At 49.4% G+C, this 20,357-nt stretch carries 21 protein-coding genes and 3 riboswitches; of the genes, 4 read left to right on the top strand and 17 right to left on the bottom strand.

Translation table 11 applies throughout. The features are described 5' to 3' along the window. Positions 1-19 precede the first annotated feature (19 nt). The 8 genes from ribH to HZS85_RS00410 all read right to left on the bottom strand — a co-directional run bounded on the left by ribH (position 20) and on the right by HZS85_RS00410 (position 7,537). Positions 20-478: a 6,7-dimethyl-8-ribityllumazine synthase gene (gene ribH, locus HZS85_RS00445; RefSeq protein ID WP_035395821.1), complete on the bottom strand. Its 459-nt coding sequence runs from the start codon at positions 476-478 to the stop codon at positions 20-22. Further along, positions 475-1,665 carry a GTP cyclohydrolase II gene (gene ribA, locus HZS85_RS00440; protein WP_214852079.1) on the bottom strand — a complete coding sequence of 397 codons (1,191 nt, stop codon included), beginning with the start codon at positions 1,663-1,665 and terminating at the stop codon, positions 475-477. Before ribA ends, ribH begins: the two co-directional genes overlap by 4 nt. Beyond that, positions 1,665-2,291 (bottom strand): riboflavin synthase, encoded by a 627-nt coding sequence (gene ribE / locus HZS85_RS00435; RefSeq protein WP_214852078.1) that lies wholly within the window; start codon positions 2,289-2,291, stop codon positions 1,665-1,667. Before ribE ends, ribA begins: the two co-directional genes overlap by 1 nt. After that, positions 2,276-3,316 carry a bifunctional diaminohydroxyphosphoribosylaminopyrimidine deaminase/5-amino-6-(5-phosphoribosylamino)uracil reductase RibD gene (gene ribD, locus HZS85_RS00430; protein ID WP_214852077.1) on the bottom strand — a complete coding sequence of 347 codons (1,041 nt, stop codon included), beginning with the start codon at positions 3,314-3,316 and terminating at the stop codon, positions 2,276-2,278. Before ribD ends, ribE begins: the two co-directional genes overlap by 16 nt. Positions 3,317-3,474: 158 nt before the next feature. Further along, positions 3,475-3,619: riboswitch (FMN riboswitch) on the bottom strand. A gap of 183 nt (positions 3,620-3,802) precedes the next feature. Continuing rightward, positions 3,803-5,008, bottom strand: a complete 1,206-nt coding sequence (locus HZS85_RS00425) for a M20 family metallopeptidase (protein ID WP_214852076.1) — start codon at positions 5,006-5,008, stop codon at positions 3,803-3,805. Between the two features lie 22 nt (positions 5,009-5,030). Further along, on the bottom strand, positions 5,031-5,849 hold the full coding sequence (locus HZS85_RS00420) for a MetQ/NlpA family ABC transporter substrate-binding protein (RefSeq protein WP_029342773.1): 819 nt from the start codon (positions 5,847-5,849) through the stop codon (positions 5,031-5,033). Positions 5,850-5,868: 19 nt separating this feature from the next. Next, positions 5,869-6,519 (bottom strand): methionine ABC transporter permease, encoded by a 651-nt coding sequence (locus HZS85_RS00415; protein WP_023469541.1) that lies wholly within the window; start codon positions 6,517-6,519, stop codon positions 5,869-5,871. After that, positions 6,509-7,537 carry a methionine ABC transporter ATP-binding protein gene (locus HZS85_RS00410; RefSeq protein ID WP_214852075.1) on the bottom strand — a complete coding sequence of 343 codons (1,029 nt, stop codon included), beginning with the start codon at positions 7,535-7,537 and terminating at the stop codon, positions 6,509-6,511. Before HZS85_RS00410 ends, HZS85_RS00415 begins: the two co-directional genes overlap by 11 nt. An 86-nt stretch (positions 7,538-7,623) precedes the next feature. After that, positions 7,624-7,727: riboswitch (SAM riboswitch) on the bottom strand. A gap of 249 nt (positions 7,728-7,976) precedes the next feature. Further along, positions 7,977-8,078, top strand: a riboswitch (SAM riboswitch). Positions 8,079-8,145: 67 nt separating this feature from the next. Between HZS85_RS00410 and HZS85_RS00405 the strand changes: the two genes are divergently transcribed. Beyond that, positions 8,146-8,904 (top strand): alpha/beta hydrolase, encoded by a 759-nt coding sequence (locus HZS85_RS00405; RefSeq protein ID WP_251137616.1) that lies wholly within the window; start codon positions 8,146-8,148, stop codon positions 8,902-8,904. An 81-nt stretch (positions 8,905-8,985) separates the two neighbouring features. On the opposite strand, the gene HZS85_RS00400 is transcribed toward HZS85_RS00405, so the two are convergent. Further along, positions 8,986-9,600, bottom strand: coding sequence for a thymidine kinase (locus tag HZS85_RS00400; RefSeq protein WP_035410895.1), 615 nt, complete (start codon positions 9,598-9,600; stop codon positions 8,986-8,988). A gap of 183 nt (positions 9,601-9,783) precedes the next feature. Between HZS85_RS00400 and HZS85_RS00395 the strand changes: the two genes are divergently transcribed. Continuing rightward, a complete protein-coding gene (locus HZS85_RS00395; RefSeq protein ID WP_052019115.1) occupies positions 9,784-10,434 on the top strand; it encodes a DedA family protein in 651 nt (216 codons plus the stop codon). Between the two features lie 35 nt (positions 10,435-10,469). Here the strand turns inward: HZS85_RS00395 and HZS85_RS00390 are convergent, their stop codons facing one another. Beyond that, on the bottom strand, positions 10,470-10,715 hold the full coding sequence (locus tag HZS85_RS00390) for a type B 50S ribosomal protein L31 (protein WP_023469546.1): 246 nt from the start codon (positions 10,713-10,715) through the stop codon (positions 10,470-10,472). Between the two features lie 91 nt (positions 10,716-10,806). Continuing rightward, on the bottom strand, positions 10,807-12,180 hold the full coding sequence (gene rho, locus HZS85_RS00385; RefSeq protein WP_035410716.1) for a transcription termination factor Rho: 1,374 nt from the start codon (positions 12,178-12,180) through the stop codon (positions 10,807-10,809). Positions 12,181-12,535: 355 nt separating this feature from the next. On the opposite strand from rho, the gene HZS85_RS00380 reads away from it, so the two are divergent. Next, positions 12,536-13,213 carry a C40 family peptidase gene (locus HZS85_RS00380; RefSeq protein WP_214728403.1) on the top strand — a complete coding sequence of 226 codons (678 nt, stop codon included), beginning with the start codon at positions 12,536-12,538 and terminating at the stop codon, positions 13,211-13,213. A 399-nt stretch (positions 13,214-13,612) separates the two neighbouring features. Here the strand turns inward: HZS85_RS00380 and glpX are convergent, their stop codons facing one another. The 5 genes from glpX to HZS85_RS00355 all read right to left on the bottom strand — a co-directional run bounded on the left by glpX (position 13,613) and on the right by HZS85_RS00355 (position 18,050). Next, complete coding sequence (glpX, locus tag HZS85_RS00375) at positions 13,613-14,578, bottom strand: class II fructose-bisphosphatase (RefSeq protein WP_035410722.1); 966 nt, start codon at positions 14,576-14,578, stop codon at positions 13,613-13,615. 32 nt (positions 14,579-14,610) lie between these two features. Beyond that, complete coding sequence (gene murA, locus HZS85_RS00370) at positions 14,611-15,858, bottom strand: UDP-N-acetylglucosamine 1-carboxyvinyltransferase (protein WP_214852073.1); 1,248 nt, start codon at positions 15,856-15,858, stop codon at positions 14,611-14,613. Between the two features lie 28 nt (positions 15,859-15,886). Further along, complete coding sequence (gene fsa, locus HZS85_RS00365) at positions 15,887-16,534, bottom strand: fructose-6-phosphate aldolase (RefSeq protein WP_023469552.1); 648 nt, start codon at positions 16,532-16,534, stop codon at positions 15,887-15,889. A 154-nt stretch (positions 16,535-16,688) separates the two neighbouring features. After that, a complete protein-coding gene (gene fba, locus HZS85_RS00360; RefSeq protein ID WP_058704156.1) occupies positions 16,689-17,543 on the bottom strand; it encodes a class II fructose-1,6-bisphosphate aldolase in 855 nt (284 codons plus the stop codon). A 132-nt stretch (positions 17,544-17,675) separates the two neighbouring features. Then, the gene (locus tag HZS85_RS00355; RefSeq protein WP_214852070.1) at positions 17,676-18,050 is read right to left on the bottom strand and encodes a response regulator; all 375 of its coding nucleotides are present in this window, start codon (positions 18,048-18,050) and stop codon (positions 17,676-17,678) included. Between the two features lie 97 nt (positions 18,051-18,147). On the opposite strand from HZS85_RS00355, the gene HZS85_RS00350 reads away from it, so the two are divergent. After that, positions 18,148-18,654, top strand: coding sequence for a DUF2529 family protein (locus tag HZS85_RS00350; RefSeq protein ID WP_251137775.1), 507 nt, complete (start codon positions 18,148-18,150; stop codon positions 18,652-18,654). 104 nt (positions 18,655-18,758) lie between these two features. Here the strand turns inward: HZS85_RS00350 and HZS85_RS00345 are convergent, their stop codons facing one another. Next, a complete protein-coding gene (locus HZS85_RS00345; protein ID WP_047394418.1) occupies positions 18,759-20,354 on the bottom strand; it encodes a CTP synthase in 1,596 nt (531 codons plus the stop codon). Positions 20,355-20,357: the final 3 nt, after the last annotated feature.

The raw sequence follows: 20,357 nt of genomic DNA, 5'->3' as shown, positions 1-20,357 counted from the left end.
TCACCCTATCCTTATTTCGTTAGATCGTGCGTAAAAGATTCGCCATCTCAATCGCGGAAACGGCAGCTTCGTATCCTTTATTTCCAGCTTTCGTACCGGCACGTTCGACCGCTTGCTCGATCGAATCCGTCGTCAGGACACCGAAGATGATGGGTACGCCTGTATCACGCGACGCACTCGCGACACCTTTCGCGACTTCGTTACAGACATAGTCATAATGTGATGTTGCTCCGCGGATGACGGCTCCGAGTGTGATGACCGCATCATACTTACCGCTTTTCGCTAACTTTTCCGCAACGAGTGGAATTTCAAATGCTCCAGGAACCCATGCTGTATCCACAGCATCCGCCGCAACACCGTGACGACGGAACGCGTCGTTTGCTCCTCCGACGAGTTTTGATGTGATCAATTCATTAAAACGTGCTGCGACGATTGCGACGCGTAGTCCTTCTCCTGTTAAGAAACCTTCGTAAATCATGATGTGTGTCCTCCTTGGATATCGAGCCAGTGCCCGAGTTTCGTTTGTTTTGTTTTCAGATAACGCTGATTTTCCGGTTCAACGGGTACTTGATGGGGAACACGTTCGATGACTTCAATCCCCTCTTGCTCGAGCACCCGTTGTTTGTCTGGATTGTTCGTCATCAAGCGAATCTTCGTCACGCCAAGATCACGCAACATGTTGGCCGCGACCGTATAATCACGCATGTCCGTCGGATAACCGAGTGCATGGTTCGCTTCGACTGTATCGAGTCCTTGTTCCTGCAACTCGTACGCTTTCAACTTCGCCATCAGACCGATGCCGCGTCCTTCCTGACGTAGATACAAGACGGCTCCACCCTCTCGTTCGATCCGCTCAAGTGCCGCATCGAGTTGTGGACCACAATCGCAACGTTTCGAACCAAAGACGTCGCCCGTCAGACATTCCGAGTGCAGACGGACGAGCATCCCATCGTGCGCTTCACCGGATAAGACGGCGACATGTTCTTTCTTATCTTGCGTCGTATAGCCGACCATCCGGAAAGCTCCGAATGTCGTCGGAAGCAACACTTCCGCTTCCCGCGTCAATGGACGCTCGAGATACGCGACGAGTGCCTCGATCGTGATCAGTTTTAAGTCGTGTTCTTCCTTATAGAGAAGCAAATCATCCACCCGTGCCATCGTGCCATCTTCCTTGATGATTTCACAAATGACGGCAATCTCATCGCTACCGGCAAGACGGGCAAGGTCAAGACCTGCTTCCGTATGTCCGCGTCGTTCCCGAACACCGCCCTCTTTTGCGATCAACGGGAAGATGTGACCCGGTCGTTTGAAGCGCTCCGGTCCATCCGTCCGCATCCGCTGGATCGTCAGTGAACGCTCTTCGGCACTGATGCCGGTCTTCGCTTCTTCATGATCGATGCTGAGCGTGAACGCCGTACCGTGCGGGTCCGTATTATTGTCCGTCATCGGCGAAAGATGTAATCGTTCTGCCACATGTGGACTAACCGGAACACAGACGAGCCCTTTTCCATACGTGATCATGAAGTTGATGTTTTCTGCTGTCGCGTGTTCTGCGAGCATGACGAGATCGCCTTCATTCTCACGATCCTCGTCATCACAGACGATGATCGGTCGTCCGTTTTTCAAATCTTCTATTGCGTCTTCAATCAAGTCGAATCCGTTCATTACATGTCGCCTCCTAAGAATGCTGCCCAGTCCGTCTGCTTCTCATGCTGCGTGAAATGATAGAGATGTTTCGCCATCATGTCACACTCGATATTGACGACTGCACCACTTGCCAATCGATCAAACGTCGTCACTTGACGGGAGTGCGGAATCAATGAAATCGAGATCGTTTCCGGCGTGACGCGTTGCAAGGTCAGGCTCGTGCCGTTGATCGCGATTGATCCTTTTGGAATGCAATACTTTTGCCACGATTCGACATCAAACGTGTACACCATCGCTTCTCCGTCCGGTCGCCGACTGATTAGTCGTGCCGTCCCGTCGATGTGCCCACTGACGAAATGTCCGCCGAACCGACCGTCTGCCGGCATCGCCCGTTCTAGTTGCAGCGGGTTTCCGACCCGGTACGTGCCGAGTGCTGTCGAACGGATCGTGTCATGGACAGCATCCGCCGTAAAACCGGTTGGGCTCATTGACGTGACCGTCAAACAAATCCCGTCGACGGCGATGCTGTCACCAATCTTTGTTCCTTCGAGCACCCGGTGCGCTTCGATTTCAAGTGCTAATCCATTCGGTCGCGGAATCTTTCGTTTTAAGGTCCCGACTTCTTCAATCAATCCGGTGAACATATCGTCTCCTCCTTTCGGATGTACGTCAGATGGAGATCCGGTCCGACCATTTCAATCTGATCGATTTGAAAACGTTCTTCGATATCATGTCGTCCGTTCCAGGCAGTCCCTTCAAAAATCGACGGGGCTTGGTAGACTTCAATCCGATCGACGAGATCTGCTTCAAAGAATGCGGATTGAATCGTCGGTCCACCTTCAATCAAAACGCTGCAGATGTCTTGTTCGTATAAGCGTTTAAGAATCGCTTCCGGCGTCTCATATTCACCGACGAGCACCGTCACTTGATCATGACTTATCCGAGGAACACTCGTCAGCCAGTACGTTGGATTTTTTCCATCGCAAAAGACTTGCGCGGTCTCTGGCACCCGACCACGGCGATCGACGATTACTCGAATCGGCTCGATGCCTGACACTGCGCGTAAAGTCAGTGCTGGATCATCGACGAGCACCGTTTCACTTCCGACGAGGATCGCATCATGGCGACCACGCAGGGCGCGACCATTCGCGCGTGCTTCTTCTGACGTGATCCAGCGCTGTTCCCCCGTTGCCGCGATCCCGTTCATCGTCTGAGCGATTTTGACGGTCACGGTCGGACGTTTCCGTTCGATCGTTTTCCAAAATGTCTCGTAGAGGACTTCCGCTTCATGCCGTAACAAGCCGACTTCGACTTCGATTCCCGCGTCTTGAAGCCGTTTGATCCCTGAACCAGCGACAATCGCATGTTTGTCTTCCGTTGCGACGAAAACCCGTTTGATCCCGGCTTGTAGAATCGCTTCCGTACATGGTGGTGTCTTACCATGATGGTTGCATGGCTCGAGCGTCACGTAGAGATCAGCACCACGGGCGGCCTCTCCTGCCATTCGCAAGGCTTCGACTTCCGCGTGCGGACCACCGGCAAACCGGTGCGCACCAAAACCGATGATGCGTCCTTGTTTGACGATGACACAGCCGACACTTGGATTCGGACTTGTTTGTCCGTTTAACATATGTGCTAATTGCATAGCATAACTCATCATCTGTGACATCGCGTTCGCTCCTTTCAAATAAAAAAGACGCCCCTTGAAAAAGGGGCGTCTGTATAGAAGGGTTCACGAAATACACGGTTCGCCTTCTGCTTTTTTGCATGCAGAAAGAGACCATCTCCTGAAAACATTTTTTCAGAAAACAGCTTGAATCGCGTCGTTTCGTTCTTCTCCCATCCGGACTTTACCGTCGGCCCTGGAATCTCACCAAGTCAGCCATGATGCGTACATCACGGGTCGCGGGCTCGTCGATCGATCGATCGCATCACCGCCGGTTGGGATTTTCACCCTACCCCGAAGAACTGGATTATTGAGTTATACAACTTTAGCCTAGCATATCTTTTTCAAGAAAACAAAGCGCAAATGTTTCGGTCTTGGCTCTTTTATGATTTCGTCCCACTTTTGTTACCCCTCCCCAATTCGTGATCGACTGGATACTAAAAACGACTGGAGCACCTGATATCAGTGCGTCCAGTCATTGTGTTCCGGTTACAAATACCCGTTCTTCCGGTCGTGGAATTCTTGGGCAATCGCTCCGCGTGTCCGTTCATCAGCGAGGACGCGAAGTGCTGTCCGTGCGAGGATTTTAGCGCCTGCGATCAACGCTTCATCCCCCGCTTCCGAACGGGCTGCTTCTTTGAATGCTTCTGTATGGGCGACGAGATCGTCCGGACCAATCTTGATATACGGATGGATTGTCGGGATGACTTGACTGATGTTACCCGCGTCCGTCGATCCAAGCCCCGGTCGTTCGTCGAGGTGCACGATTTGCCCAAGCGCCTCTGCTTCTTCTTGGAAGAGACGATCAAACGTCCGGTTGAAGACGAGATTGTCGACTTCATTTTGGAAAGCGATGACGTCAAGCGTCGCCCCGGTCGCAAGTGCCGCACCTTGCGCGACCGCTTTGACTTTCTCGGTGACGGCATTCAGCCGTTCCCGGGTCGTCGCCCGGATGAAGAAACGTGCTTTTGCGTATTCCGGAATGATGTTCGGCGCATCGCCACCATGCGTGATGATCCCGTGGATCCGAACATCGTCCGGTAACTGCTGACGTAAGGCGTTGATCCCATTGAAGAGCTGAATGACAGCGTCGAGAGCGTTGATGCCTTCTTCCGGTGTCGCCGCTGCGTGCGCGGGACGACCCGTAAAAGCGAAATCGAGCGGATCGACCGCAAGCGAAGAACCCGTGATCCGCGTTTGTCCCGACGGATGGACCATTAAGGCCGCATCGATTCCTTCAAGCAACTGGTGTTTGACGAAACTGCCTTTCGCACTTCCGTTCGGCCCACCTTCTTCGGCTGGCGTTCCAAGCACGACGACACTCCCGCCGACTTCATCAAGCACTTTGCTGAGCGCGATTGCTGCCGCAACACTCGTCGTGCCGATGATGTTATGTCCGCACGCGTGACCGATGCCTGGCAACGCATCATACTCAGCAAGAAAGGCAATCGTCGCGCCTGGTCGGTCGCTCGACTTCTTCGCGAAGAACGCGGTATCGTGCCCCGCGACACCGAGTTCTACCGTAAAACCTTCCGCCGTTAGACGCTCTGCATGTAGTCGCGAAGCAAAGAATTCCTCGTTACCGATTTCCGGCGTCGCATGAATTCGGTGACTTGTCTCAAGATACGATTCTCGTTTTTGTTCGATGTCCTGTTCAATCGTCTCTACCCATGTCGTGCGTACTGGTGTCGTCATGCTATCCACTCTCCTTTTGAAATTATTCGCCGATGTCGCTTAGTGGAACGAACGTCGGGATCGTACTGCCTTTGTATTCTTTTTTGATGAAGGCCGCGACATCTTTTTGTTGATACAGCGACGCGATTTTTTTCAGTTCTTTTTTGTTCTTGTCTTCCGTCCGTGTTGCGATGATGTTGATGTATGGTTTGGCGGTCTCGTTCTCATGGACGATTGAGTCCTTGATCGGGTTGAAGCCGGCGTCAACGGCAATGCCATTGTTGATGATCGATGCCGCGACGTCCGGTAAGACGCGTGGCGTTTGCCCGGCGACGATCGGAACGATTTTCAGCTTCTTCGGATTCTCGACGATCTTATCGACTGAACCGTTACCATCAAAGTCGTCCGGTAACTTGATCAGACCGGCTTCTTGCAGTAACAAGAGGGCGCGTCCCATGTTCGTCGCTTCGTTCGGAACAGCGATTTTTCCGCCAGTTGGAATGTCTTTGACATCCTTGTATTTATCCGAGTAGATCCCCATCGGTGCGATGACAGTCGTCGCAATCGGCGATAGCTTCAAGTTATGTTCTTTCTTGAAAGCGTTGAAGTAGGAAATCGTCTGGAAGGCATTGGCGTCGATCTCACCCTCAGCCAGTGCCATGTTCGGCTGGACATAATCGGAGAACTTGACGAGTTCGATTTTGATGCCTTCCTTCTCTGCTTTTTTCGCGACATAATCCCAAACTTGTGTGTCTGAACCGCTGACACCGAGCTTGATCGTCTTTTCGTCTTCTCCTGATGCTGCGCACCCGGCAAATAAAATCGTCGTGAGTGTTGCTCCAATTGCTACTGCTTTTTTCATGGCTGAATCGCTCCCTTGATTAATGTCTTCTGATTTTTCGTGCGACGATGTTGCCTGTCGTCTGTAAGCCTTGGACTAAGATAACGAGAATCCCGACCGTGATGATCATGACTTTCGTATCAAACCGTTGATAACCGTACGTAATTGCTAAGTCACCCAGTCCACCACCACCGATGGCACCTGCCATCGCCGACGCCCCGATCAAGCCGACTGTTGCAATCGTTAAGTTAAGGATTAGTGAACCGAGTGCTTCCGGCAGAAGGAAGCGGAAAATCGTTTGGAATGGCGTCGCCCCCATCGCTTCTGCTGCCTCAAGGACACCTTTGTCGACTTCAAGTAAGGAACTCTCGATCAGCCGCGCCATGTACGGTGCAGCGTAAAAGACGAGCGGAACGATTGCGGCTTCTGTTCCGATCGATGTCTGAACGATCAAGCGCGTCAACGGGATGATCGCAACAAGTAAGATGATGAACGGAATCGAGCGGAAAATATTGACGATACTGTTGAAGAACGTGAACAACGGAACATTTTCAAGTAACGCTCCTTTTCGCGTGACGACAAGCAGGATACCGAGTGGTAAGCCGATCAAGGTCGAGAACAAGAGCGAAACGGATACCATCGTCATCGTCTGCAAGAATGCTGTCCAGATATCACTGTAGTTAACTAGCATCAGCGAGCACCTCCTCAACGGTTACCTGCGCCTGATCGATGTAGTGTAACGCTCGTTTCACTTCTGTCGTCTCACCGATCAACTCGACGAGTAGTGTGCCGAACGGCGTCTCCTGCAACTCCGTGATGCTACCGTGCAGGATGTTGACATCGACGTCGAAGCGTTTTGCGACTTGCGATAAGAGTGGTTGTCCGGTGTGATGTCCAAGGAAGTGAATCTTATAGATTGGATTCGCATTCCGGGACTCGATCAACTGACGAATCGACGCTGGAATCTCGTCATGCATGACGGAGCGAACGAAATTTTTCGCTGTCTCAGTCTGCGGGTTTGAAAAGACATCAAAGACCGTTCCTGACTCGATCAACTTTCCAGCTTCAATGACGGCGACCCGGTCGCAAATCTCCCGGATGACGCCCATCTCGTGGGTGATCAAGAGAATCGTGATCCCGTACTCGGCATTGATCCGTTTTAATAACTGAAGAATATGATGTGTCGTTTGGGGATCAAGTGCTGACGTCGCTTCGTCACATAAAAGGACGGAAGGTTGCGTCGCGAGTGCCCGGGCGATACCAACGCGCTGTTTCTGCCCACCCGATAATTGATCCGGATAATGATCTGCTTTGTCCGCGAGATCGACGAATTCGAGTAACTCCGTCACCCGGCGGCGAATTTCGTCTTTCTTGACGCCTGCGAGAACGAGTGGTTTCGCGACATTCGTAAAGACCGTGTTCGCATTCAACAGATTGAAGTGCTGAAAGATCATCCCGATCCGTTGTTTTGCTTGGCGTAACTTTTTCGGAGACAGTTGCGTTAAATCTTCCCCATCGACCGTCACCGTTCCTGACGTCGGTCGTTCTAACAGATTGACGCAGCGGAGCAGTGAACTTTTTCCGGCACCGCTAAAACCGATGACCCCAAAGATTTCACCTTTTTCGATCGTCAGGTCGACACCGTCGAGCGCTGCAATCGTCTGATCTTTCGTGACGTACGTTTTTTTGACTTGATGAAATGCAATCATTCCGTTTTCCCCCTTCATTCAACAAAAAAGGTCCCTTCTTGAGAAACAAGAAGAGACCTGGATCCGCACAGTGGCAGAATCCACTCCACTCATCTCTCAGACATCTGTCTGATGGAATTGGCACAGTGCTCATAATGAGTCTGTTGCCGAGGTTTCGTAGGGCCAGTCCCTCCACCTCTCTGGATAAGTATTGCGGTATGAAATTCGTATGTGTGTTGTTGTGTTGTTGCTTATGTCGTAAAACTAATTTTTACATTACGGGTCGAACCTTTAAAAGTCAACCAACTTTTCAAAAATAATCCATTTGGCGCATATCGATGGATGAACAAGTTATGAGTTAGCTTACTGAACGGATCATGATTCGTCAAGAACGATTTGACAAGTCATTTTCGGTCGTGCTACCATCGTTTCAATGATTAATCCGACAATTCCAATATGATATTTATCAAGAGTGAACGAGAGACCTGGCTCTATGACTTCACGGCAACCTGCAATCTGTAAGGTGCTCCGACCAGCAAAGCGCGGCTTTGGATGATACGGTGAAAAACTCGTGGGCGTCCAAGCAGTGACGTCGACGAGTTTTTTTCATGAATGGAGGAAAAATAGTAATGATGAACTATCCTGTATTGACTGGTGCTGAAGCATTTTATCTTCAAGGTGGACCGATCGGCATTCTAATCTGTCATGGTTTTAACGCCACTCCGCAGAGTGTCCGGGACGTCGGTGAGGCATTTGCTGCCGAAGGTTTTACCGTCTATGCCCCGCGCTTACGTGGACATGGAACGAACGTCCGCGAGTTTGAACAATCGACTGCTCGATGTTGGAAGCAAAGCCTGCAAGACGGCTATGAACGTTTACAAGAAACATGCGATCAAGTCTTCGTCATCGGTCAATCGATGGGTGCGACGCTTGCGTTGTCGCTCGCTGCTGACGGCATTCCGTTTGCCGGCATCATTACGATCAATGCCGCACTCTCCGTTCCATCCTATGAAGCACTTTCGTTCGAGGACGGTCCACAGTATTTACCGGAAGGGGCACCGGACATTAAGCGAGCAGCCTTCGAAATCATTTATGACCTCGTTCCGAGCCGTTGTGCGTTCGAACTCGTCCGTCTAATGGATGAGACAAAAGGACGCCTCGGATCCATTCTCCTGCCGACATTGATTCTCTACTCGGCGACCGATCACGTCGTTCCGCCGTCGAGCTCGGATTATCTGCACCAGCACATCGGGACGAATGATAAACGAATCTACTGTCTCCTTAACTCGTACCACGTCGCGACCCTCGATCATGATCAGGATTTGATCGTGCGTGAGACGATTCGTTTCATCGAACGCTCGAGTCGTTTCTCACAGGAAACGGGATAAAAAAAAACAGCTATTCGTCTTCACTTAGAAGCGAACAGCTGTTACATCAAAGGACGACCATCATCGGTTCGTCTTTTTTGTTTATCCTTTTTGGTGTTGCATCGTTTGGAGCGGCTTCGGCTTTCCTGGCACTTCATGGCAGTGGCGGCACCGTGGCTCATACGATTCTGAAGCGCCGACTAAAATGATCGGATCATCATAGTTCGCTGGTTTTCCATCAATCAAACGTTGTGTCCGGGAAGCCGGATCGCCACATGAGAGACAGATCGCCTGAAGTTTCGTCACAAATTCTGCGCGCGCCAGTAATTCCGGCATCTTACCAAATGGCTCTGCCCGGAAATCCTGATCGAGTCCTGCACAAATGACGCGTTTTCCGTCTTGCGCAAGTGCTTCGATGACTTGAACGATCTCATCATCAAAGAATTGAACTTCATCAATTCCGACAATTTGTGTTTCTTCCGCTACTGCTGCATAGAGATCACGACTCGTCGCCATTGGAATCGCCACGACGGAATTTCCGATGTGAGAGACGACATGCTCTTCATGGTACCGGTCGTCGATTGCCGGCTTGAATACTTGAACGGGCAGTTTGCCGTACTGTGCCCGTCTGACACGACGAATCAACTCTTCCGATTTCCCGGAAAACATACTACCACAAATTACTTCGATCCAGCCGTACTGATTTATTACATGCATCATCGTCCGACACCGTCCTCTAAAAATAGTCACTTTAACGAGTATAGCTCGAAACGGTATTGAGAAAAAGGGTTGACTTCCGGAAATCAAAATTCATTTTTTCTTTACCTAGAATTTTTGTCCTTTCATTCCAACCTTCATCCATTTCCTGTACACTAAAGAAGAAGATTCTCGCGAAAGAAGGTGTCCCCGATTCATCATCTCTTACATGACATTCTGCACCAATATGGCGCCCTTGGTCTTTCCGTCCTTCTCGCAGGTGGTATCGTGGGATTGCCGGTTCCTGATGAGACCTTGCTCGTCCTGTCCGGTTTTTGGATGCATCAAGGCAATCTACCGCTGTTCGGTACGATTCTTGCCGCTTACGCTGGCAGTTGCATTGGAATGACGATTAGCTACGTGCTGGGCTTAAAACTCGGCATGCCCCTGTTGCATCGCGTCGGACCAAAGATGCGCATCTCAGAAAAACACATTCTCTCCGCTGAAGCCGGATTTCGTCGTTACGGCAAATCGGTCTTGATCATCGGTTACTACATACCTGGTCTTCGCCAACTCTCTGCCTTTTTTGCAGGTGTTTCAAAAATGCCGTTTCGCATTTTTGCGAGTTACGCGTATACAGGTGCTTTGATTTGGGTCAGTGTGTTCTTGGGCGCCGGCTACTTTGTTGGTCGTCATATCTCGTTCCATAAAGTCGTCGACTACATCTTGGCACATCCAGATGCCATGCCGTACTTGATCGGGATCGTCGGCGGGATCGCTTTCTCGTTCGTCTTAAAGACGTACCTTACGTACCGTTCGCAATTCAGTCTATACAAAAACAGCCTGCTTCCGTAATGGAGGCAGGCTGTTTTTTAAGAACCGGCAAGTAATTACTTGCGGCCGTATTTTTTGTTGAAGCGATCGACACGACCATCTGCCGCGTTGAACTTTTGACGACCTGTGTAGAATGGGTGCGAGTCTGAAGACACATCCACACGGATGAGTGGGTACTCGTTACCATCTTCCCAAGTGATCGTTTCGTTCGAAGAACGAGTAGAACCGCTTAAGAATTTGTACTCAGTCGTTGAATCCATAAATACTACTTTGTTGTAGTTAGGGTGAATTCCTTGTTTCATGGTTGATTTCTCTCCTTCCGCCCTGGTCCATTTGCTGAGCCAGAGTAAGTTACCTTCCTATACTAAACGATTTTTTTACGCGTCGCAATAGTTATTTTTCCGTCGTCGTTTCCTTCTTGACGGTACGCGGTTTAGCAGGTGCACGTCGGACCGTCTTCTTCTTTTCTTTCTCAAGTTCAGCAAAAAATTCTTCATTATTTTTCGTGTCGCGAATCTTACGCAGGAACGTATCGACGAACTCGTTCGACTCGTTCATCGTCCGACGAATCGTCCAGAGCGCATCGAGTTGCTCTTTTGGAAGCAAGAGTTCTTCCTTCCGCGTACCTGATTTGCGAATGTCGATTGCCGGGAAGATTCGGCGTTCCGACAGCTTACGATCGAGATGTAGCTCCATGTTTCCTGTTCCTTTGAATTCCTCATAGATGACATCATCCATGCGGGATCCCGTCTCGACGAGTGCCGTCGCAAGAATCGTCAAACTGCCACCATGTTCGATGTTTCGCGCCGCACCAAAGAACCGTTTTGGTTTGTGGAACGCTGCTGGGTCAATCCCCCCTGAAAGCGTCCGTCCGCTTTGCGGCACTGTTAAGTTATACGCACGAGTCAAACGCGTGATCGAATCCATCAAGATGACGACATCTTTTTTATGTTCGACAAGTCGCATCGCCCGTTCAAGGACAAGTTCAGAAATCCGGACATGGTTGTCAGGTGTTTCGTCGAACGTTGAACTGACGACATCTGCTCCCGGAACCGAACGCTCGATGTCAGTTACTTCCTCTGGTCGCTCATCGATCAATAGAATGATCAGCTCGACATCCGGATGATTCTCTTGAATCGAGTTCGCGATTTCTTTGAGGAGTGACGTCTTCCCTGCTTTTGGTGGTGCGACGATCAAACCGCGTTGTCCAAACCCAACCGGTGCAATCATATCCATGACACGAACCGATAAATGACGCGGCTCTGTCTCAAGACGCATTAAACGATCCGGATAGATCGGTGTCAGCGCCGGGAAGAATAAACGGTTACGCGCTGTATCCGGTGCTTCGCCGTTGACGGCTTCCACACTAAGTAACCCTTGGAAACGTTCGTTTTCCTTCGGTGGGCGTACTTTACCTGTGACGACATCACCATTACGTAGATTGAAGCGTCGGATTTGAGAAGCGGCGATATAGATATCTTCAGAGGATTGGGAATAATTGATAGGGCGAAGGAAGCCGAAGCCACCATCGTTTTGCATTTGTGGATTACCAGGGATGACTTCAAGTACCCCTTCGAGGAAATAAAGACCTGTTGATTCCGCCTGTGCTTTTAGAATCTTGAACATCAACTCACGCTTACGGGCTTCTCGATATTGCGGGACATTCTTCGTCTTTGCGATTTCATATAATTCTTTTAATGTCAGCTGACTCAATTGAGCCAAAGTATAGGAACGTTCAGGTTTATCTTTTTTATCAGTTGTTGGCATGTTCTTCACCTATTCTTTATAAATTCAACTGCATTCAGCATACTTCCATACATACATCAGGAGGTATGTAATTTCTTTCGTGAACTAAAGGTATCATATTTTTTTAAATTCGTCGTCCACAATCCTTTGCGTTTCTTACTTTGTAATATTCAAGGATATTATTTCAGTTATGTTACAAAAGCATCTATTTTGTCTTCTAACTGAAAAAACGTTTTTAAGGGCGCACATGCTAAGATATTCCTGCAGACAAAATTCTTACACAGTTGTAAGGTTCACTGCTTAATTACACACTTAATGATTTCATCATATAACTTACGGACGCAACACACTACATTAAAACGGAGGAATTCTTAACATGAAACGTTTTCTAGCATCGATCGCGACAGCAGCCTTAGTGGTTTCAGGTTTTACATCAGTGGGTACAGGTAAAGTTGAAGCAGCAACAGTCACGAAAGTCAAGATCACGGACAACGGTCTTCGTGTTCGGACAGCTCCTTCTACGAAAGCAAGCATCGTCGGGAAAGTCAACGCTGGTCAAGTCTTTACATACAAAGGCAAATCAGGCAGCTGGACAAAAATCTCATACGGCGGTAAAACACGTTATGTCTTCTCACAATACACAAAGACATACAAATCATCTTCAAGCGCTAAAAAATCAACAAGCACATCTTCTAAACGGACGAAAATCCTGAACGAAGCAGCAAAACATAAAGGTACACCATACGTATGGGGCGGAACAACGACTCGTGGATTCGACTGCTCTGGTTTCACAAGCTACGTTTACAAGAAAGCGGCTGGTAAAACATTGCCACGTACGTCTTCTTCACAATATTCTTCTTCTAAGAAAGTCCGCGTTTCAAGCGTACAACCAGGAGATCTTGTCTTCTTCTCACACGGTAGCGGCATTCAACACGTCGGGATCGCAACAAGCAAGTCAAGCATGGTTAACTCAGAAACAGGTGGCGTTAAATACTCAAGCTTCAAATCAGGGTACTGGGGTTCACGCCTTGTCGGCGCAGGATCTTACCTTTAATTCATCATCTCAAAGCGGTTGAGCATTGGCTCAATCGCTTTTTTTCATCTTATTCAATTCATAAGAAGGAAATAGGATGCATGTCTTCATCACAGGTGCTTCAAGAGGTCTTAGTCGTGAATTCGCTTATCTGTACGATAATGAAATCACGTCCTGCTCGTCAAACGTGAGACAATGCTCTTCAAAACGAAATTTCATGTCGAGCGATTTGGAGGCACTGCAATCTTCCCATACGATTTAACGAAGCGGAAAACGTTAGCACGTTTCCTTTTCCTCTAGGAGTTGAGGATGAACGTCTTGATTCCTAGAAACATAGCAAAAAGAGTTGGTGTTTCGGAAATTATCCGAAACACCAACTCTTTTTTATCGATCAAGTCCTCACGTATGAGTCCTTCTCTTTTACTTAATGACAAGCTTCGGTTTTTTCTTAAACGAGTGAATGCCTTCAACGAAACGAACCGTTCCTGATTTCGCACGCATGACGACAGAGTGTGTCTGACCGCCTTGTGCCGTGAACTGGACACCTTTCATCAACTCACTGTCCGTGACCCCTGTCGCAGCAAAGATACAGTCGTCTCCTGCGACGAGATCGTCCATCATGAGAATCTTCGATGGATCTTCGATGCCCATCTTCTTACAACGTTCAATCTCGGCATCGTCTGCTGGTAACAAGCGCCCTTGGAGCTCTCCACCGAGACACTTTAAGGCAACGGCAGCAAGAACGCCTTCCGGTGCGCCACCTGAACCAAGCAAGATATCAATCCCTGTATGCGGGAACGCCGTATTGATCGCACCAGCAACGTCACCGTCACCAATCAAGCGAATCCGTGCCCCTGTTGCCCGAATCCGTTGAATGATTTCTTCATGACGTTCGCGATCAAGGATCGAGACGACGACGTCTTCGATTTCCTTGTTCTTCGCTTTTGCGACTGCTGCGATGTTTTCTTCAATCGTCGCATCCAGACTGATGTGTCCTGCTGCTTCCGGACCAACTGCAATCTTATCCATGTACATGTCCGGTGCATGGAGTAAATCTCCCGCATCTGCAACAGCGAGGACAGCAAGTGCGCCCCATGTTCCTTTTGCGACGATATTCGTTCCTTCGAGCGGATCGACAGCGACGTCAAGTCGTGGTCCATACCCATTTCCTAGCTTTTCTCCAATGTAAAGCATCGGTGCTTCATCCATCTCGCCTTCCCCGATGACGACGGTTCCTTTCATCGGAATCGTATCGAAGACATCACGCATCGCGCTTGTTGCCGCATCATCCGCTTCATTCTTCAATCCTTTTCCCATCCAGCGTGCAGAGGCAAGTGCTGCCGCCTCCGTGACGCGTACAAGTTCCATTGATAGACTTCTCTCCATGTGTATGTCCCCTCTCCCTTGTTACAAATCGGTCAAATCGTTTCACGCCATACGAGGGCGCCTAGTTCCTTCAACTTCTGATCAAATCGTTCGTAACTCTGGTCAAGCACTTCCGCGTGGTGCAATGTCGTCTCCCCTGAAGCGAGAAGTCCCGCCAAGACAAGTGCTGCGCCACCGCGTGGATCTGGTGCCTCGATTTCCGTACCGAGTAAGGATTCGCCACCACGAATGATGATCGAAGCGTCTTCATGCGTGATTCGGGCGTTTAAGCGCCGCAACTCCTGTACATGTCGGAAACGTTGCGGGTACAACTTATCGACAACGATACTCGCTCCTTTCGCTTGCAACAACGCTGCCGAGATGACAGGTTGTAGATCGCTTGGGAATCCACCGTAGTGGAAGACACGAATATCGACCGGCTTCGCCTCATGAAATGTCGCCGTGACGGAATCATCTGTTACTTCGATCAACGCACCATACCGCTCGAGTTTTTGGATAACGCTCTCGAGATGGAGCGGAATGACGTTATCGACGGTGACGCGCCCAAGTGCCGCGCCCATCGTCAAAAACGTTCCTGCTTCCATCCGGTCTGGAATCAAGGTATGCCGGCAACCACTCAGGCGTGAGACACCTTTGATTCGAATCTCATCCGTTCCTGCCCCTTTGACATTTGCTCCCATGTTCGTCAGCATCGTACTGACGTCGATGACTTCTGGATCATAGGCAGCGTTTTCGATGACAGTCGTTCCTTCAGCGAAGACAGCGACGAGTAAAGCACTGATCGTCGCTCCGAATGACGGAAGATCGAGATAGATTCGGTTTCCGACGAGACGGTCGACGCGCATGTAATGGACGCCCTGCTCGTTACGTACGGAAACACCGAGACGCTCCAGTGCTTTGATGTGTAAATCAATCGGTCGTGGTCCGATGTCATAACCCCCCGGCAGACCGACGACTCCTTGTTTGAATCTGGCCGCCAGAACGCTCATGAGGTAGATCGATCCGCGTAACTTGCGCGTCTCCGCACCAGTTAACGGCATCGATTCAACCCGACTTGGATCAATCGTCACCATATCGCCTTGACGTGTCACGACCGTGCCGAGCGTCTCTAAAATCTCGATCATTGTCGCGACGTCGCCAATTTCTGGCACGCCTTCTAGAACGACCGTCTGATCCGTCAGTAGAGCTGCAGCAAGACACGGAATGGCGCTTTGCTTCGAACCACTGATTGATACGGTTCCTTCTAGGCGTTGTTGCCCTACGATATGCAAAATGTCCACGTTCCATCAACCTTTCTCTTCGCTACGATTATTGCTGCGTTTTTTCCCAGTCCGCGAGGAACTTTTCAATTCCTTGCGTCGTGAGTGGGTGGTGTGTGAGTGACTCGATGACCGAGAATGGAATCGTCGCGATGTCTGCGCCCGCAAGAGCAGCATTCGTCACGTGAACCGGATTCCGGACCGATGCCGCAATGATTTGTGTCGGAATATCATGTACGACGAAAATTTGAGCAATCGTCTCGACGAGCCCCATTCCATCTTGACCGATGTCATCTAGACGACCGAGGAATGGTGATACGTATGTCGCACCAGCACGGGCTGCGAGTAATGCTTGGTTCGGATTGAAGATCAATGTGACGTTCGTCGTGATCTTCTCTTTTGAAAGTGCTGCGACCGCTTCGAGTCCGGCCGGAGTCATCGGAACCTTAACCGTAATGTTCGGTGCGATCTGGGCAAGTTCCTTCCCTTCGCGAATCATTCCTTCTGCATCAAGCGCGATGACTTCAGCGCTGACAGAGACATCTCCGACGATTTCACAGATTTCACGAAGTCTTGTATGGAAATCGACGCCCTCCTTAGCGACGAGCGATGGATTCGTCGTGACACCATCTAAAATCCCCATTTTATGTGCTTTCTTGATGTCCTCTACGTTTGCTGTGTCAATGAAAAATCTCATCTTTCTCGTTCCCCTTTCATCCCTTGAAATCGCTTACGACTCTATTATAGGTTTTTTTCACGAGAAGTCCTACTATTTTCCATCGAATACACGTTCATATGATATGAAAAAAGCACGGTAGACCGAAGTCTACCGCACTTTAAAGAGGAGTCGATTAAGCTTTGTTGCTTGAACCGAACTCACGCATCTTACCGATGACAGTTTGTTTGATTGCTTCACGACCTGGTGCGATGAATACGCGTGGGTCATATGCTTCTGGTTTCTCAGCTAACACTTCACGAACGACTTTCGCGAATGAGATTTGGTTCTCTGTGTTAACGTTGATTTTTGAAGTTCCGAGTGAGATCGCTTTTTCGATATCGTGTGTCGGAATTCCAGTTCCACCGTGAAGAACGAGTGGGAGGTTTGTAGCGTCACGGATTTCTTCCATCTCTTTGAATCCGAGGTTTGGTTCACCTTTGTATGGTCCGTGAACAGAACCGAGTGCAGGCGCAAGCGTGTCGATTCCTGTTTCTTTGACGATGCGTACACACTCGTCAAGTTTCGCGTACATGACATCACCGATGACGTCGTCTTCTTGTCCACCAACTGTACCAACTTCCGCTTCTACTGAAACGCCTTTAGCGTGAGCGTATTCAACGACTGCTTTTGTTGTTTCGATGTTTGTGTCGATCGGGCTGTGCGAATCATCGATCATGACAGATGTAAATCCAGCGTCGATCGCTTCTTTACATTTTTCAACGCTCGAACCGTGGTCGAGGTGGATTGCGACTGGAACTGTTATTTTCATGTCGTGTACGAGACCTTCAACCATTTTCACGACAGTGTAGAATCCGCCCATGTGGCGTGCTGCACCTTCAGATACTCCAAGGATAACTGGTGACTGCTCTTCTTGAGCCGCACCGAGAATCGCTTGTGTCCACTCGAGGTTGTTGATGTTGAATTGACCTACTGCATACTTACCTTCGAGAGCTTTGTTTAACATGTCTGTCATAGATACTAATGGCATAATGACATCCTCCTCTGTTTTGATCGCTGCTTACACGAACTCGTGCAATTTCAGACTGATTATAACATACTGATTCATCGGAACGTACAGCATTTCGCTTGGTTTTTTGGTTTGTGACGGCGACGTGAAGGATTAACCGCTTACATCGTGAGAAATTTGCACAGTCACTTCTTTTTTTAATTCGAAGATGTCAAATGGCTTCCCGAAGAAGGCGACGACCCCTAATCGTTTCGCTTCTTCCATCGCTTCTTTTTCACCGAGTGCCGTCATTAAAATCGTCCGGACACGTCGTCCGATCCGGTCCTGATGACGTAAAACCTCGATCCCGGTCCGCCCCGGCATGTTGACATCCATCAACAGCAAATCATATGCCGCTCCTTGTAAGTAGACGATCGCTTCCTCTCCATCGACGGCGACGTCCGTTTCATACCCTTCTGCCCGGAACAACTGTGCAAGCAAATTCCGGATTCCCGGCTCATCCTCGACGATCAACAATCTGCCTTTCATCTCTGCCACTCCCCCTCTAGTTATTTCCATTCTACACTAAAGCAAAACTTACTTTATACTGTCCTTGAGAGAAACATAGAAAGGATGAAGAAAATTGATGAAAATCTTAGCTACACAATTCAACGGAAAATTGCAAACACTCGCAAAACAGGAAGACGAACTATTCGATGTCGTCCGTCTGCTCGCACAGGCGCTCGTCGGGGAAGGTACGGTCTATGTCGACGCTTACGGTGAATGTGAAGGACTCTATCCAATGCTCTCAGAAGGTCCGGATCAGATGAAACGGGTTACGAAAATCAAGGATCGAAAGACACTGCACGCTGTCGATCGCGTCTTAATCTTTACGCCAGATACGGAACGCTCCGACCTTCTCGCTTCTCTTGCCCGCTATGACGCATGGCATACGCCTTATGCGATCGTCACACTCAGTGACGTGACAGAAACGCTCGAGCGTTCGATTGCACCGCTCGCATTGAAGTTTAATAAAGGATTGCTTCCGGCAGAGGACGGTTCACGTCACGGACTGCCGAGTCTTGCCCTTTGCGCGTTCCTCTTGACACATATCTTGACGCAACTACAAGAGATGACAGAAGAGTGGAATTGACGTTTTTCTTCTATAATATGTAGTTCTTAATTTAATCAATCAAAAAAAGACGCGGTGACCTTCAATGATGCTGAAGGTTACCGCGTCTTTGATTATCTTTCCTTTCATTCACCAAGTGAAGCTTGGATGAAGTCATGGAAGAGTGCTTGTGGACGTTCTGGACGTGAGATCAATTCTGGGTGGAACTGACACGCGACGAACCATTTGTGTTCTGGAATCTCGATGATCTCAACGAGACGACCGTCTGGGCTCGTACCTGAGAAGACCATGCCGTTTGCTTCGAACTGCTCACGGAATTCGTTACCGAACTCATAACGGTGACGGTGACGTTCGTAGACGAGCTCGCTTGAATACGCGGCACGTGCTTTCGTTCCATCTTCGAGTTTACATGGGTAAAGTCCGAGACGGAGTGTACCACCGAGATCCTCGATGTCTTTTTGTTCCGGCAACAAGTCAATGATCGGGTATGGTGTCGCTGGGTCGATTTCCGCTGAGTGTGCGCCTTCAAGATTGAGGACGTTACGTGCGAATTCAACTGTCGCGAGTTGCATACCGAGACAGATACCGAAGAACGGTACGTTGTTTTCACGTGCAAAACGTGTCGCTTCGATTTTCCCTTCGATTCCGCGTTCTCCAAATCCACCCGGAACGAGGATTCCGTCTGCTGAACCGAGCAATTCGTTGACGTTTTCGCGCGTCACGTCTTCTGCGTTGATCCAGTCGATTTCGATATCACTGTTGAAGGCGAATCCAGCGTGTTTCAGTGCTTCTGCAACTGAGATGTACGCATCACGCAATTCGACGTATTTCCCGACGAGTGCAATCTTCGTCGTCTTCTCGAGGTGCGTCACTGTGTGGACGAGTTGTTTCCAAGCCGTCATGTCAGCAACTGGTGTGTCGAACTTGAAGTAGTCACAGACGAGTTGGTCCATGCCTTGACGTTGCAAGTTGAGCGGTACTTCGTAGAGCGTCGATGCATCTTGTGCTTCGATGACTGCTTCCGGACGTGTGTCACAGAAGAGAGCGATTTTATCTTTCATCTCTTGTGGGACTGGGTGCTCTGCACGTAAGACGATGATGTCTGGCTGGATACCATAGCTACGGAGTTCTTTGACACTGTGTTGTGTCGGTTTCGTCTTGAGCTCACCTGCTGCTGCAAGATACGGAACAAGCGTACAGTGGACGTACATGACGTTTTCTTTTCCGATATCGTTTTTCACTTGGCGAATAGCTTCGATGAACGGAAGCGACTCAATATCCCCTACTGTTCCACCAATCTCCGTGATGACGACGTCTGCGCCCGTTTCTTTTCCAGCACGGAAGACACGGTCTTTGATTTCGTTCGTGATGTGCGGAATGACTTGAACCGTTCCACCGTTGTAGTCGCCACGGCGTTCCTTCTTGAGGATCGTCGAATAGATACGTCCAGACGTGACGTTCGCGTTCTGGCTCAAGTTGATGTCGATGAAGCGCTCGTAGTGACCAAGGTCAAGGTCCGTCTCTGCGCCATCATCTGTGACGAAAACTTCCCCGTGTTGGTAAGGGCTCATTGTACCCGGGTCGATGTTGATGTATGGGTCAAATTTTTGGATCGTGACGTTAAGACCACGGTTTTTCAAGAGACGAGCGAGCGATGCAGCGGTGATCCCTTTACCGAGTGACGATACGACGCCACCTGTTACGAAAATATACTTTGTCATGTT

It is taken from the genome of Exiguobacterium sp. s130 (genome assembly GCF_018619055.1).
In the GTDB taxonomy this organism is placed as follows: Bacteria; Bacillota; Bacilli; order Exiguobacteriales; family Exiguobacteriaceae; genus Exiguobacterium_A.
The sequence above is the reverse complement of the archived record's forward strand: the minus strand, read 5'-3'. Positions and strand labels throughout refer to the sequence as shown.

Bases quoted from the DNA above. Each gene is read 5' to 3' on its own strand.
- HZS85_RS00420 (WP_029342773.1), bottom strand. From the start codon at position 5,849: ATGAAAAAAGCAGTAGCAATTGGAGCAACACTCACGACGATTTTATTT.
- HZS85_RS00415 (WP_023469541.1), bottom strand. From the start codon at position 6,519: ATGCTAGTTAACTACAGTGATATCTGGACAGCATTCTTGCAGACGATG.
- fsa (WP_023469552.1), bottom strand. From the start codon at position 16,534: ATGAGATTTTTCATTGACACAGCAAACGTAGAGGACATCAAGAAAGCA.
- HZS85_RS00355 (WP_214852070.1), bottom strand. From the start codon at position 18,050: ATGAAAGGCAGATTGTTGATCGTCGAGGATGAGCCGGGAATCCGGAAT.
- ribH (WP_035395821.1), bottom strand. From the start codon at position 478: ATGATTTACGAAGGTTTCTTAACAGGAGAAGGACTACGCGTCGCAATC.
- HZS85_RS00405 (WP_251137616.1), top strand. From the start codon at position 8,146: ATGATGAACTATCCTGTATTGACTGGTGCTGAAGCATTTTATCTTCAA.
- HZS85_RS00345 (WP_047394418.1), bottom strand. From the start codon at position 20,354: ATGACAAAGTATATTTTCGTAACAGGTGGCGTCGTATCGTCACTCGGT.
- ribA (WP_214852079.1), bottom strand. From the start codon at position 1,665: ATGAACGGATTCGACTTGATTGAAGACGCAATAGAAGATTTGAAAAAC.
- HZS85_RS00390 (WP_023469546.1), bottom strand. From the start codon at position 10,715: ATGAAACAAGGAATTCACCCTAACTACAACAAAGTAGTATTTATGGAT.
- glpX (WP_035410722.1), bottom strand. From the start codon at position 14,578: ATGGAGAGAAGTCTATCAATGGAACTTGTACGCGTCACGGAGGCGGCA.
- HZS85_RS00350 (WP_251137775.1), top strand. From the start codon at position 18,148: ATGAAAATCTTAGCTACACAATTCAACGGAAAATTGCAAACACTCGCA.
- rho (WP_035410716.1), bottom strand. From the start codon at position 12,180: ATGCCAACAACTGATAAAAAAGATAAACCTGAACGTTCCTATACTTTG.
- ribD (WP_214852077.1), bottom strand. From the start codon at position 3,316: ATGTCACAGATGATGAGTTATGCTATGCAATTAGCACATATGTTAAAC.
- HZS85_RS00425 (WP_214852076.1), bottom strand. From the start codon at position 5,008: ATGACGACACCAGTACGCACGACATGGGTAGAGACGATTGAACAGGAC.
- HZS85_RS00380 (WP_214728403.1), top strand. From the start codon at position 12,536: ATGAAACGTTTTCTAGCATCGATCGCGACAGCAGCCTTAGTGGTTTCA.
- ribE (WP_214852078.1), bottom strand. From the start codon at position 2,291: ATGTTCACCGGATTGATTGAAGAAGTCGGGACCTTAAAACGAAAGATT.
- fba (WP_058704156.1), bottom strand. From the start codon at position 17,543: ATGCCATTAGTATCTATGACAGACATGTTAAACAAAGCTCTCGAAGGT.
- HZS85_RS00400 (WP_035410895.1), bottom strand. From the start codon at position 9,600: ATGCATGTAATAAATCAGTACGGCTGGATCGAAGTAATTTGTGGTAGT.
- HZS85_RS00410 (WP_214852075.1), bottom strand. From the start codon at position 7,537: ATGATTGCATTTCATCAAGTCAAAAAAACGTACGTCACGAAAGATCAG.